General features: G+C 57.0%; 10 protein-coding genes. 8 read left to right on the top strand and 2 right to left on the bottom strand.

Annotated elements, in window-relative coordinates:
- The first annotated feature begins 176 nt into the window (after nt 1-176).
- On the top strand, nt 177-3,632 hold the full coding sequence (locus ABD796_RS21785; protein ID WP_344911740.1) for an NTTRR-F1 domain: 3,456 nt from the start codon (nt 177-179) through the stop codon (nt 3,630-3,632).
- 66 nt (nt 3,633-3,698) lie between these two features.
- Here ABD796_RS21785 and ABD796_RS21780 read toward each other — a convergent pair whose 3' ends face one another.
- Nucleotides 3,699-4,706, bottom strand: a complete 1,008-nt coding sequence (locus ABD796_RS21780) for a ketoacyl-ACP synthase III (RefSeq protein ID WP_344911738.1) — start codon at nt 4,704-4,706, stop codon at nt 3,699-3,701.
- 210 nt (nt 4,707-4,916) lie between these two features.
- Between ABD796_RS21780 and ABD796_RS21775 the strand changes: the two genes are divergently transcribed.
- Entirely contained in the window at nt 4,917-5,711 is a 795-nt protein-coding gene (locus tag ABD796_RS21775) for a peptidoglycan-binding protein (protein WP_344911736.1), read from the top strand.
- Between the two features lie 260 nt (nt 5,712-5,971).
- On the top strand, nt 5,972-6,670 hold the full coding sequence (locus ABD796_RS21770) for a YhcN/YlaJ family sporulation lipoprotein (RefSeq protein ID WP_344911734.1): 699 nt from the start codon (nt 5,972-5,974) through the stop codon (nt 6,668-6,670).
- A 155-nt stretch (nt 6,671-6,825) separates the two neighbouring features.
- Here the strand turns inward: ABD796_RS21770 and ABD796_RS21765 are convergent, their stop codons facing one another.
- Nucleotides 6,826-7,050, bottom strand: coding sequence for a helix-turn-helix domain-containing protein (locus ABD796_RS21765; RefSeq protein WP_138877617.1), 225 nt, complete (start codon nt 7,048-7,050; stop codon nt 6,826-6,828).
- An 826-nt stretch (nt 7,051-7,876) separates the two neighbouring features.
- Here ABD796_RS21765 and ABD796_RS21760 point away from each other — a divergent pair.
- The 5 genes from ABD796_RS21760 (at nt 7,877) to ABD796_RS21740 (ending at nt 13,753) form a co-directional block, all read left to right on the top strand.
- Complete coding sequence (locus ABD796_RS21760) at nt 7,877-9,451, top strand: hypothetical protein (protein WP_344911730.1); 1,575 nt, start codon at nt 7,877-7,879, stop codon at nt 9,449-9,451.
- 115 nt (nt 9,452-9,566) lie between these two features.
- Entirely contained in the window at nt 9,567-10,397 is an 831-nt protein-coding gene (locus tag ABD796_RS21755; RefSeq protein WP_344911728.1) for a helix-turn-helix transcriptional regulator, read from the top strand.
- A gap of 192 nt (nt 10,398-10,589) precedes the next feature.
- Nucleotides 10,590-11,711, top strand: coding sequence for a Gfo/Idh/MocA family protein (locus ABD796_RS21750; RefSeq protein ID WP_344911726.1), 1,122 nt, complete (start codon nt 10,590-10,592; stop codon nt 11,709-11,711).
- 230 nt (nt 11,712-11,941) lie between these two features.
- Complete coding sequence (locus ABD796_RS21745; RefSeq protein WP_344911724.1) at nt 11,942-12,916, top strand: MBL fold metallo-hydrolase; 975 nt, start codon at nt 11,942-11,944, stop codon at nt 12,914-12,916.
- 69 nt (nt 12,917-12,985) lie between these two features.
- On the top strand, nt 12,986-13,753 hold the full coding sequence (locus tag ABD796_RS21740) for a DODA-type extradiol aromatic ring-opening family dioxygenase (protein ID WP_344911722.1): 768 nt from the start codon (nt 12,986-12,988) through the stop codon (nt 13,751-13,753).
- Nucleotides 13,754-13,845: the final 92 nt, after the last annotated feature.

The following is a 13,845-nucleotide window of genomic DNA, read 5'->3' as shown; positions in this document are numbered from 1 at the left end:
GGCGACTACGGTGGCGAGGTGCAGCAAGAAGAGCGGCGTAGGTGACCCCCCTTTTTTCGACGAGCCCGTGCCAAATGCAACCTGCCGCATATAGTAGTACATGCTTTGATCCTCCTTCTATTTAGTCATGCTCAGGGAAAAGCAAATCCTACAAAGACGGATGGTGAAAAAAAAGCATGCCAGTCTATAACCTCGTGATTAACGGTGACTTTGAGACCGGTTCTCTCAGTCCGTGGCTTACTCTTAACACCTCGATCACGACAAGCGGCACGCATAGCGGATACTACGCAGCCCTTTTGCAAGGGGGAGAAGTCGATGCGGTGCTGTCGCAATACGTACCGGTTTCGTCGGGCGAAGCTTTCCAACTGTTCGCTTCCCTGGCCACGGCGGGCTCCGCTCCGAATCCGCTTATTCTGGTAACGGTCAGCTTTTACGACAATGCCTATAATTTCTACGGATTCAGCGTGGTGGATGCAATCTACCCGGGGCGTCTGCCGAATGGCTTGGACAATCAATGGATAACCGTATATCCGACCACAGATATAGTAGTACCGGCCGGCGCGACGCAAGCGCTGGTCGTGGTGAATAAAATCGCTACACCCGGGGCTGCCGACACGCTGGTAGATAACGTTCTACTGGTGGAAGGCGGAGCAGGTGGCGGCGTGGAGGGTGCCACGGGGGCCACAGGCGCAACCGGAGCCACAGGTGCTACTGGTACGACCGGAGCGACAGGAGTAGGTTTGGGCGGAGCGGTCGTGTATAATCCGGCCTTAGCGCCGACGTATCCGGTCGGTCAGGTGGTGCTGTACGACGGCAGCACGTATATTGTGAATATGGCGCCGCCGACGGGAACGCCGAGCACGTCGCCGGACTACACGCTGCTGGCTGCTGCGGGTGCAACAGGTGAAACCGGAGCTACAGGTACCACGGGCGCAACAGGAGCTACAGGAGCAACCGGTGAAAAGGGAGCGACAGGAGTAGGCTTGAGCGGAGCGGTCGTGTTTGATCCGGTCTTAGCGCCAACGTATCCAATCGGTCAGATTGTGTTGTACAACGGCAGCACGTATATCGTCAATAACGCGCCGCCGACGGGAACGCCAGGCACGTCGCCGGACTACACACTGCTGGCTGCTGCGGGTGCAACAGGTGAAACCGGAGCTACAGGTACCACGGGCGCAACAGGAGCTACAGGAGCAACCGGTGAAAAGGGAGCGACAGGAGTAGGCTTGAGCGGAGCGGTCGTGTATGATCCGGTCTTAGCGCCAACGTATCCAATCGGTCAGATTGTGTTGTACAACGGCAGCACGTATATCGTCAATAACGCGCCGCCGACGGGAACGCCAGGCACGTCGCCGGACTACACGCTGCTGGCTGCTGCGGGTGCAACAGGTGGAACCGGAGCTACAGGTGCCACGGGCGCAACAGGAGCTACAGGAGCAACCGGTGAAACGGGAGCGACAGGAGTAGGCTTGAGCGGAGCGGTCGTGTATGATCCGGTCTTAGCGCCAACGTATCCAATCGGTCAGATTGTGTTGTACAACGGCAGCACGTATATCGTCAATAACGCGCCGCCGACGGGAACGCCGAGCACGTCGCCGGACTACACGCTGCTGGCTGCTGCGGGTGCAACAGGTGAAACCGGAGCTACAGGTACCACGGGCGCAACAGGAGCTACAGGAGCAACCGGTGAAAAGGGAGCGACAGGAGTAGGCTTGAGCGGAGCGGTCGTGTTTGATCCGGTCTTAGCGCCAACGTATCCGGTCGGTCAGATTGTGTTGTACAACGGCAGCACGTATATCGTCAATAACGCGCCGCCGACGGGAACGCCAGGCACGTCGCCGGACTACACGCTGCTGGCTGCTGCGGGTGCAACGGGCGCAACAGGCGCAACCGGTACAGGTGCAACAGGATCCACCGGAGCCACTGGAACGACAGGATCGACAGGATCGACAGGTGAAACGGGCTCGATCGGAAGCACGGGACCCACTGGAGCAACCGGAGCAACTGGAGCCACGGGAACGACGGGGGCGACAGGCGAAACGGGATCTACCGGCAGTACGGGATCTACAGGAGCAACTGGATCAACCGGAGCCACAGGAGCTAGGGGAACGACCGGAGTAACAGGTGAAACGGGTGCAACCGGCAGCACGGGATCCACGGGCGCAACAGGGTCCACCGGATCGACTGGAGCAACAGGAGCCACGGGAACGACCGGAGTAACAGGTGAAACGGGTTCAACCGGAAGCACGGGATCTACAGGTACAACAGGAACGACCGGATCGACTGGAGCAACAGGAACGACCGGAGTAACAGGTGAAACGGGTGCAACCGGCAGCACGGGATCTACAGGTACAACAGGAACGACCGGAACGACTGGAGCAACAGGAACGACCGGATTAACAGGCGAAACGGGTTCGACCGGCAGCACGGGATCCACAGGTGCAACTGGATCTACCGGAACGACTGGAGCAACAGGAGCAACGGGAACAACTGGAGTAACAGGTGAAACGGGTGCAACCGGCAGCACGGGAGCCACTGGGTCTACCGGAACGACTGGCGCAACAGGAGCAACGGGAACAACTGGAGTAACAGGCGAAACGGGTTCGACCGGCAGCACGGGATCCACAGGAGCCACTGGGTCTACCGGAACGACTGGAGCAACGGGGACAACTGGAACAACTGGTGAAACGGGTTCAACCGGCAGCGCGGGGGCCACAGGTGCAACTGGATCGACCGGATCGACTGGAGCAACAGGAACAACTGGAGTAACAGGCGAGACGGGTTCGACCGGCAGCACGGGAGCTACGGGAGCAACTGGGTCTACCGGAACGACTGGAGCAACAGGAGCAACGGGAACAACTGGAGTAACAGGCGAGACGGGTTCGACCGGCAGCACGGGATCCACAGGTGCAACTGGGTCTACCGGAACGACTGGAGCAACCGGAGCAACGGGAACAACTGGAGTAACAGGCGAAACGGGTTCGACCGGCAGCACGGGATCCACAGGTGCAACTGGGTCTACCGGAACGACTGGAGCAACCGGAGCTACTGGAACGACCGGAGTAACCGGTGAAACGGGTTCAACCGGCAGCACGGGATCTACAGGTGCAACTGGATCCACCGGAACAACCGGAGCTACAGGTGCTACGGGAACGACTGGAGCAACCGGGACTACTGGAACGACCGGAACGACTGGAACAACCGGAGCCACAGGTACGCCAGGGTCTGTTACAGCAACTTCCGCTTTCGCTGCCAATACAATCGCATCCGTAATTGCCGTTATTCTTGGTGGAACTGCGGTGCCTTTGCCGAACAACCACGTACTGAATGGCGGTATTACAGTAGACGGAACCAATACAATATTTACCGTACCAACTACAGGAAATTACTATGTCTCTTACCACGTCAACACGACGGCTGCATTGCTGGTCGGTACACGCTTAATCGTAAACGGGGCGACCAATCTTCAAACGACCGTTGACCCTATTTTAAGCCTCTCCAGCTTTTCTGCGGACGCCATTTTGCCACTGGCAGCAGGAAGCACGATTACACTGCAACTGTTCGGCTTGCTTGGAGCGGCTACGCTGTTGACTGGCGCTGGCGCAACCTTAACGATTATTGAAGTCGTATAAAGCAAGCTCGGAGATAACTTTCGGGAGAGACCGGTCAAGTCAGACGGTCTCTCCTTTTTCTATTTCTTAAACCGTCCACCGGAGCAGCAGTCCTGCCTGAGTCAGCCCTCCACCGAAGCCGTAGAGGAGCAATGTCTGCCCGGCTGACAAGCGGCCCGCGGCGGCGGCATCGGAAAGAGCAAGCGGAACGGTGGCTGCCGAGGTGTTCCCATACATAACCATGCTGTACAACGTTTTGCTTATCGGAAAACCGCTCTTCTCGCAGATGGATTCGATCATGCGCAGATTGGCGCTGTGCGGCACGAACCAATCCACCGCCTCCATGGGGATGCCGGCCTTGTCCAATAAAGAGCGCATTCCTTGGGGGACAGTCTGCACCGCCCATTTGTACACCATCGGACCGTTTTGGACAAGCAGCTTGGTGTTGCGGAGCGGGGTTCCGTTCAGCTCGCTGCGCAGCCCGGTCCGGTATACATGGCTGCCGCCGGTTCCATCGGACTCCAGCCGTGCCGCCAAAAAAGCGGGCTGGTCGCCCCGCGCTTCCACCAGGGCCGCTCCGGCACCGTCGCCGAACAAAATGCAGGTCGTTCGATCGGTGTAGTCGGTCACCCGCGACAATGCATCCGCGCCAAGGACAAGCACCTTGCGATGCAAGCCGGAAGCGATCATGCCGTTAGCCATATGCAGGGCATAGACAAATCCGGCGCAAGTCGCGTTCAAATCGATTGCGCCAGCGCTTTCGATACCGAAGTTGGCCTGCACTTGACAAGCTACGGAAGGGCAAGGGAAGTCCGGCGTATGAGTTGCGACCAGAATAAGGTCGACATCGTGCACAGAGACAGGGTACCGGGCCAACATATTGTCGACTGCCGCGCAGCACAGGTCACTTGTGTATTGGTCGGGTGCGCATAAGCGGCGTTCCCGGATGCCCGTACGCTGAACGATCCATTCGTCGTTCGTCTCGACCATCCCGGCCAACTGATCGTTTGTCAAAATCCGGTCCGGAACATACCCGCCGAGAGCCGTGATTTCGGCGTGAAGGAGTTGAGGTAAAGCCGTTTCCGATGGTCGCATAATGGATTCCTCCTTAATTTAAAAGCAAATCTCAAATTAAAAATAGTATCTGGTTATAGTATCTGGTACTAATATAAATAAACATAGCGATTTGTTCGTGTCATGTCAATATCGAATTTCGTCTGCGTCTCTCTGCAGGAAGCGCATAGGCCGCCCGAAGTTATGGCATATTAGGGGTAAAAAACCGCAAGACGATAAGGAGTGGGGCTCATGTCCTTTCATCGCCAGTGGAAACAAACATGGATCGTCGTTCTGGCATCGTTCGTCCTCGTATTCGGCGCATCGTCCGTCGCTTCGGCATTCGGCAAAGGAGCCAAAGGCCCGGATGTGTTCGCCGTTCAGGGGATGCTGAAATCGCTGGGGTATTTCAACGGAACGATTACCGGCTATTACGGTTCGGAGACCGAAGCGGCAGTGAAACGGTTTCAGCAAAAATACAACCTCCCGGTAACCGGAGCGGTCGACAACAAAACGCTCGAATCCATTCTGTGGGCTTACGCCAGTGTTAAAATACCGCGGCAGGCGCCTTCGCCGGGTCCGCGCATGCCGACGCCAGCGCCGCAAATTCCGCCCGAGCGGCTGGAGCCGGAGCCTGCTCCCGAAAATCCTCCTTCTGAAGGCTTGAGCGCCGAGGAGCGGCAAATGATCGAGCTGGTCAATACAGCCCGACGGGAGGCCGGTTTGGAGCCTCTGGAGGCCGATCTGAAGCTTGCCGAGGTTGCCAGACTGAAGAGCCGTGATATGGCGGACAACGGTTACTTTTCCCACCAGTCGCCGACTTACGGTTCGCCTTTCGACATGATGCAGCAATTCGGCATTGCGTATTCGAGCGCTGGCGAAAACATTGCCTGTAACGAGGCGGTACAGGCCGCTCATGAGGCGCTGATGAACTCCCCCGGCCACCGCGCGAATATATTGAGCGGGACATTCACGCGGATCGGGATCGGTATTGTGGACGGAGGCTCGTGCGGAAAAATGTTTACCCAGCAGTTCATCGCAGAGTAGCCTGAAGCCGGGCAACCGTCCGAGCTCCCATGGATTGGTTTGCCGAACGGAGCATGCGGGTTTGAAAGGTCGAGCATCCTAGTACACAATGGCGCAAAAACATACCCGTTTCTTATGGTCCGTTGTAGAAGCAGTACGGCCATAAGCCTGGCGGATTTGCGCCATGTTGTACGCATGCAAAGTCAGAGCTTAGTTCGCTCTGCCCCTTTGCACGAGGATGTTCGGCCATTTTACATTCATAAGGACGGGAGCTGATTGGATTGGCAGCGAAATCGATCCGCTTGGCGTTGCTCGCTTCGCTTGTTGCCGTATCGGCAGCAGGCTGCGCCAACGCCCGGCACGAAACCTCGGGAACGAACGACGGCGTCAAAGCGAAGAATTATCGTTCCATGTCGAACCGGGGAGACGGCTACGGAGACATGAGGCTGGGGCTGGACCGGTACCGGGGAGCCGATCCGAATACGTTCCGGAATGCCGACAGTTTGCGAGACGGGTTGACCCGCGATACGGGAATGACGAGCTATAATCACGACGGGGTTAACCGCTGGAGCGATTACAGAGGGGCTACTCCCGATATGACCGTACACCCGTCAAGCGAGGGCGTTCAGTCGGCCAAAGAAGTTGCCGATTCGCTGACAGGACTAGGTCCGGTACAAATGGCGAATGTGCTGCTGGCGGGGAACAATGCCTATGTGGCGGTGATGACCCATAATGGTCAGGACATCGACAATGCTGCCGACGTCAAATCGCAGATTGCCGAGAAGGTCAAGGCTGGCCGCCCGGATATTCAAAACGTTTATGTTTCGGCTAATCCGGATTTTGTGAACAGCGTCAAGCGGTATACGGAAGACTTGAATGCCGGCAAGCCGATCAGCGGCTTGGGCGAAGAATTCATGACGATGGTACATCGGCTGTTTCCGACCAATGCCGCCAAGACCGGAACTGGCGCAACCCGGTAAACGCAAGATATGCATATGAAGGAAAAGGGGCTCCCGATGCGAAACGTATCGGGGGCTCTTTGGCGATTGGATATTCCGGACAAAAAAAACTTCCTCCCACCCGCATCAATACGGACATGGAAGGAAGATTTCGGCTTGCCTGACTCGGCACTCAATCAAATTTTTAATTCCCCAAGCTTGATCAACTCGACAACCGCCTGCGATCGACCTTTTACGTTCAGCTTCTGCATAACGTTAGAAATATGGTTTCGCACGGTCTTTTCACTGATAAACAGTTGTCCAGCGATGTCTTTCGTCGTTTTGTCCTGCACGAGCAGTTCAAAGACTTCGCGCTCACGGTTGGTCAGAAGAAATTTGTTTTTGTGGTCGTTGCCCTTCAATATCGCCACCCCTCCTTGCTTGGGTTTTGTATATGTTACAAGGTGTAGGGATACAGTCAAATCCATGATATGAGGGAGCAACGCCTTTGGTGCGACACGGCTGAAAAATAGGCGAAGGAGCCGTTCAACTCCAAGTAAAAATGGTCTTCTGTTTAAGACTGACGTGGTTTCCGAATAAGTTTAATGCGAAGCTCAGAAGTCTGAATCCAATAACTGCCGATCAAAGTCGTTCCTTCATGTTTGCCGACCCACCCCCGCTGTGCAGCAAACCGCTTTTTACGCTGAATGACGCGCTTTCTGTGATGCCGAATATAGGCTTGATTTCGATTTGTCCGATAAGGTTTGATAACTCAACATAAAATCATCGCCAAGTATGCCGTCAAAACCGTTGCGGCACATCCTGTATCAAATAAGACGTTCGGTAAAACAACCGCTTGATTTTTTTGAGTTAAAGTCAACGAGATAATAGGCAAGCCATGCTGGAGTTGTATTTTCATGTGCGCTGCCGTATGCCCAAGAAAAACTCTTCAACAACCTCAACATCGCTTCGGCTGGTATGGAATACGTACAGCTCACGTGTCGGATGCAGCTTGTGAAAATGTTTGTATCCGCTCCACGCTTCTTGAGGATTGTCGTAATCCTGAATAACCGAAAAGTCCTCCAATTCGCGAACACGGTTATTGGAGCTTGCTTTTATCGCCTCAACCAGAACAAAACGACTCGGATGCAATTCGGTAATTCAACTCTAATAAATTGGCAAAATAAAGCAACTATTCTCCATCTCCGGTCGTCTCCATAAGTAAAGATGAAAAATGGAGGAGAGCGAATGAAATGGTGGATTTGCTTGGGCGCGGCTGTGCTTATGCTTGCGGCTGCCGGCTGCGAAAGCGGGAAGGAGGCGAGTTCGGAGGAGGCCGTTAACCGCCCTTCGGCGAGTCAGCTCCAGCCTTCGCAAGAGCCGGCAAGCCCGGCAAAAACGCCCGAAACCGGCCATGCGGACGTTCCCCAGGGCGGCAGCGGCGAAACAACCGTTCGGAACGTCGAACCGGAGCGGAAACGGCCAAGCGTCGCCATGACGTTCGAAGGCGATGCCCGGCTGAAGGCCCCGGCCACGACGCTCGTTCCGCCGACCCCGCAATCGTTCCGCATCGCCTTCGGGCAGCCGATGGACCGGGAATCCGTCGCCCTGGCGATCGTCCAGGCGAATGCGAGCATGCGCGGCCAAGAGCAGGTGGACGGGGCGGGCAAATTCGTATTCGACTGGCAAAGCGACACCGAACTGCGGGTGCAGCTGCAGCTTACCGCTGACGATTTCGTCGAGGACATGAACCGGATTTACGCGGTGAACGTTAGCGGCGCGAAAACGAAGCAAGGCGAAACGATGCCAGACGATTCCGGCTACCGTCTCGTCGTAACCGCTCCCGACCAATTGTGGCGAGTGTCTGCCGACGGAAGCAAGACGGAGCGACTGGCCGCGTTTGGCGTGCCCTACGGAATTCATCTGCTGGACGAGGGAGCGCGGTTCGTGCTGCTGACCCGGCCGACCCAATATTGCGAATGCGACGCCCGGTCGGTTCCGCTTTATTCGGTGTATGACGCGGCCGCGCGGTCCGTGATCGACTACCCGGTTCCGCTGTTTACCCGGTACGTCGGGACGGGGGACATCGCGGTCGATAGGCGAGGCTTCCTCTTCGCCGACACGGGCGCTCCGAATGTACCCGCTGGCAAGGATGTGACGCATATCCGGTTGGACGGCTATGTCCAGGGCGCGGAATTCACCAAAGACCGCAGTGCAATCATCGCCGCCGTCGGCAAAGATGCCCGGCAAACGGCCGACCTCGATCTCGTCTGGATCGATTTGGCTAGCGGGGCGCAGCGCAGATGGGATAAGGCGCTGATCGGCAGCATGGAAGGCGATATGGTCAGCGACGGAGTGATGCCCGTAGCCTTTTACGACGACGGCAAGCGGGTATACACGCGGATGTTCGACGCGAACCACCAAGAGATTCGCTATAGCTACGACCGGGCGGAAGACCGGATCGGCACTTGGAACGCGCCGCAGGAAGCGGCGATCTGGTCGGGCTTCGTAGCGTCCGAAGACGGAACGTACCGCATGTATGCGAACGGCGGGCTGTACAAGGGCGACGAGAAAAGGGCGGGCGTCCCGGACGGCATGTCCGGTTATCCGGTGCAGTGGCTCGGAACGACTCATTCGTTCGCGTATAAAGCGTACGAACAGGCGGAGAGCAGCGACGTGCAGCATTTGTACGTGTACGACGCGGACAGCGGGCGGACGAGAACGATTCTCTCCGGCGTATCGCCATACAGCGAATTGATCGGTGCGTCTGCGGACGGCAAATGGCTGTACATGCAGACGAGGCACGACCTTAAGCCGGATTGACCCGTTGCGGGCGTCTCGAGCCTCCCGGAATGAGGCAAGAGCACGGAGGCTTTTAAGCTTTATGTGTGCCGCTTCGCATGCTACACTTAGAGTAACAAGGCGAGGGGGACATCCGGTGCGACCGCCATTTCATATCCGGCCTTTGGAGGTTCATTACAGCGAAGGCGCGACGAGCATGAAGTTTCATTCCCATACGCATTTTGAAATTTACTATTTCCACGAGGGCAAGGCGAATTATTTGATTGGCGATAAAATATTCGTGCTTTCGCCCGGCGATCTCATTCTCATGCACGGCATGACCCTCCATTGTCCTAACGTGGATTTGACGATGCCTTACCGGCGGACAATCGCCCATTTCGACCCGGCATTCCTGAAGCCGTTCGTCGATATGCCGTTTACGGTCAACATGCTGCAGCCGTTCTATGAATGGAAAAACCGCCGTATTCACTTTCAGGGGCAAGACCGGGCGGAGGTCGAGGCACTGCTTGCCCGGCTGTGCAGGCTGACAGATAACCCGCAAGCGCGAGACCGGCTGGTCGCGGCGTTTCTGGATTTACTGCTGTTGGTCTATGAGCGCTGCCAGTCAGCGGGTGCGGCCCCGACCTATCCATCCGACAAGGAGCGTCATGCGCAGAACATTATTGACTACGTCGAAGAGCATTACCAGGACGATCTGCATCTGGAGCATCTTGAGCAGGAGCTGCACTTGAACAAATATTATTTGTCCAAGCTGTTCAAGGAGGTAACCGGCGCGACCATATTCGATTACGTATACCATCGCCGGATCAACCAGTCCAAGATCCATTTTTTATTGGAGCGGGATTTGACCGTTACCGAAGTATGCTACAAGGTCGGCTTCAAGCATCCGTCGCATTTCACGCGGATGTTCAAAAGCCGCGTCGGCTGCACCCCCGAGCAGTACCGCAAGCAAACGGTTCCGACCTGACGGAAAGCGCCGTTGGCGGAGTCCGGACGTTCCGGTAAGACGGGCCAGCGTAGAGATAGGACAGCAGACCAATCACAGTCAATCGGGGAGTCGCGATTCGGCAACGAGGGTTAAGAGACCCGTTTCCCTTTATGGTAGGATGAAAGGAGCGGCTTACACCAAATCGTTGCTGCAAAGGAGCGGAAGCAGACCATGAGTGTGGTAAGAATCGGAATCGTGGGTATCGGGAATATGGGGACGGCCCATGCCAGGAATATCGTTACCGGGGGAATAGACGGAGCGGAGCTCGCCGCCGTGTGCGACATTAGCGCGGACCGGCTGCGCTGGGCGAAGGAGCAGTTCGGCGAGAAGCTGCAGACGTTCGAGACGGTGGACGCCATGCTCGATTCGGGTGCGGTGGACGCGATTATGATCTGCAACCTGCATTTCGATCATCCGGGCACTTCGATGAAGGCGTTTGCGCGCGGAATTCACGTTTTGTGCGAGAAACCGGCCGGCGTTTATACGAAGCAGGTGCGCGAGATGAATGAGGCTGCGGAAGCGAGCGGCGTCAAATTTGCGATGATGTTCAATCAGCGGACGAATCCGCTTTATATTAAGCTGAAGGATCTGATCGACAGCGGCGAACTGGGCGAGATCCGCCGCACGAACTGGATCATTACGACCTGGTACCGGACGCAAAGCTACTACGACTCCGGCGATTGGCGCGCGACCTGGGCGGGCGAAGGCGGGGGCGTATTGTTGAACCAATGCCCGCATCAGCTCGATTTGTGGCAATGGACCGTGGGCATGCTGCCGACGCGGGTACGCGCCTTCTGTTCGTTCGGCAAGTACCGGGATATCGAGGTCGAGGACGAAGTAACGGCGTACGTGGAATATCCGAACGGAGCGACGGGCGTGTTCATTACGACGACCGGCGAGACGCCGGGAACGAACCGTTATGAAATTACGGGCGATCGCGGCAAAGTGGTAATTGAGAACGACAAGCTGACGTTCTGGCGTCTGCGCGTGCCGGAGCCGGAGTTCAACCTGACGGCCAAGAGCGCCTTCGGCCAGCCGGAAAACTGGAAGATCGACGTGCCGGTGGCCGCCGGCCCGAACGGGCACAAAGCCGTGACCCAAAACTGGGTAGACGCGATCCGCAAAGGAACGCCGCTTGTGGCGCCGGGGCAGGAAGGCATTCGCGGCTTGTCGCTGTCCAACGCCATGTATTTGTCGGCTTGGACCGACGACTGGGCGGAGCTTCCGCTCGACGAAGAACGGTTTCACGGACTGCTGCAGGAACGGATTGCCGGCTCGCGGTACAAAAAGTAAAGGGAATGTGCAGGAGACGTGCGCGGTTTTGACGACCGCAAACGTCTCTTTTCGTCGTTCGCGAGAAACGCTTCGAGGATTAGGAGCATTTTCCCGGAGGCCGTCCAATGGTATAATGCGGTAACAAGCGATGCTGCACCAAGCCGGCTTGAGGGAACGGACGAGCGAAGAAGCAGAGGCTCGCCGGGATTTCTCGTTGCCGCTGGAACCAAGGAAGGGAATGGAAATCCGTGATTAAACCGTTTATAGAGTGCAATGAAACGATTGCGCAAATCAAAGTGCCCTTGCCGTTTCCGCTGCGGTGGGTAAACAGCTACATCGTACGCTCCCGCTCCGGCTGGACGCTGATCGACCCCGGTTTGCGCACCCCCGAAGCCGAGGAGCTGTGGGAACGCGCCTTGGAGCATTTCGGCCTATCGCTTTCCGGGCTGGACAAAATCGTGTTGACCCACCATCATCCCGACCATTACGGGTTGAGCGGCTGGTTCCAGGAGCGCTCCGGCGCGCCGGTGCATATTTCCCGGACCGGTCTGGAGCAGACCCGCGCGTTATGGGGAGAGGGCGAGACGATGAGCGCGAAGCTGCTCGGGCTGTTTGACGCGCACGGCATGGACGTAGCGACGCTCGAGCGGATGGCCGAGCACATGACCGGCTTCCTGCCGCAGGTGAGTCCGCAACCGGAGCTGACCGTGATCGAACCGGAGAAGCCTTTTGCGATCGGCGACCGGCTGTATCGGCCTATACTTACGCCGGGCCATGCCGCGGGGCATTTATGCTTTCTCGACGAGGAGCGCGCGGAGCTGTTTTGCGGCGATCACGTTTTACCGCAAATTACGCCCAATGTGGGCTACATCCCCGGCTTCGACGAAAACCCGCTGGGCTCCTACTTGCACAGCTTGCGGGAAGTCTCCGGCCTAAAGGTAGTCCGGGCGTATCCGGGCCATCGGGAGCCGTTCGCCACATTCGGCGACAGAGCGGCGGAAATCGTACGCCATCACGAGGAGCGTCTGGCCGCGATGGAGGCTGTCTTGAACGAGCCGCGTTCGGCCTATGAGCTGTGCCTGTCCTATTTTGGGGAACGATTATCGATTCATCAGCTCCGGTTTGCGCTGTCGGAGACGATCGCCCATCTGTTTTATTTGCGCAATGAAGGCCGGATCAACGAGTTCGAACGGGACGGCGTCACGTTGTATCAGGTGGATTGACATCCTTCATTTATTATTATAAACTAACTTACATAAAGTAAGTTACTAAATGATTTGGAGGGATGCAGCATGGTTCCATCTTTGTTTTTGGCGCACGGCTCGCCGATGCTTGCGATCGAGCAGACCGAATATACCCGTTTCTTGTCCGAATTGGCCGGAACGATCAAGCCCAAGGCGATCGTTTTGTTTACCGCGCATTGGGAGCAGGACGTGACGACAGTGTCGTCCTCGGACGGGATTTACGATACGATATACGACTTCGGGGGTTTTCCCGACGAGCTGTACCGGGTCCGTTATCCGGCAAGGGGCTCGTCGATCGTCGCCGGACTGGTCAAGGAGCGTCTGGAACGCAGCGGAATCCAAACGGCCTCCGATTCGTCGCGGGGACTGGACCATGGGGCATGGACGCTTCTGTACCGCATGTACCCTGAGGCGGACATCCCGGTCGTGCAAGTTTCCGTCAACCCGTATTTGCCGCCTGCCGACCAGTACAAGATCGGCGAAGCGCTGCGGGGATTTGGCGAAGACGACATACTCGTAATCGGCAGCGGCGTGACCGTTCACAATCTGCGTGTGCTGAAATGGGGACAGAAAACCGCAGAGCCATGGGCGGTTGAGTTCGACGATTGGCTGCTGGAGCGTATGAACGAGGGCGATACGGCGTCGCTGTTCGACTACGCCGCGCTTGCTCCTCACGCCCGTCAAGCGGTACCGCGTGCGGAGCATTTCGTTCCGTTGTTTATCGCGATGGGAAGCGGCGATCCCGGGCGGAAGCCGGAGATCGCTTATCGCGGCTACGATATGGGGACGTTAAGCTATTTGTGCATGCGCTTCTGATCGCAGAGCAGTCCCGGCCCTGACGAGAACGGCGGACAGCTTCAGACGATCGGACCCGTCAGCCGCTCGTGCAGTTCGCGTTATTGGGATGG

The sequence above is a fragment of the Paenibacillus hodogayensis genome (assembly GCF_039536325.1).
Lineage (GTDB): Bacteria > Bacillota > Bacilli > Paenibacillales > NBRC-103111 > Paenibacillus_AB > Paenibacillus_AB hodogayensis.
The sequence above is the reverse complement of the archived record's forward strand: the minus strand, read 5'-3'. Positions and strand labels throughout refer to the sequence as shown.

What these genes read in the sequence shown, in the direction of transcription:
- ABD796_RS21780 (WP_344911738.1), bottom strand. Translation starts at nt 4,706, where the DNA reads ATGCGACCATCGGAAACGGCTTTACCTCAACTCCTTCACGCCGAAATC.
- ABD796_RS21785 (WP_344911740.1), top strand. Translation starts at nt 177, where the DNA reads ATGCCAGTCTATAACCTCGTGATTAACGGTGACTTTGAGACCGGTTCT.
- ABD796_RS21775 (WP_344911736.1), top strand. Translation starts at nt 4,917, where the DNA reads ATGTCCTTTCATCGCCAGTGGAAACAAACATGGATCGTCGTTCTGGCA.
- ABD796_RS21760 (WP_344911730.1), top strand. Translation starts at nt 7,877, where the DNA reads ATGAAATGGTGGATTTGCTTGGGCGCGGCTGTGCTTATGCTTGCGGCT.
- ABD796_RS21750 (WP_344911726.1), top strand. Translation starts at nt 10,590, where the DNA reads ATGAGTGTGGTAAGAATCGGAATCGTGGGTATCGGGAATATGGGGACG.
- ABD796_RS21740 (WP_344911722.1), top strand. Translation starts at nt 12,986, where the DNA reads ATGGTTCCATCTTTGTTTTTGGCGCACGGCTCGCCGATGCTTGCGATC.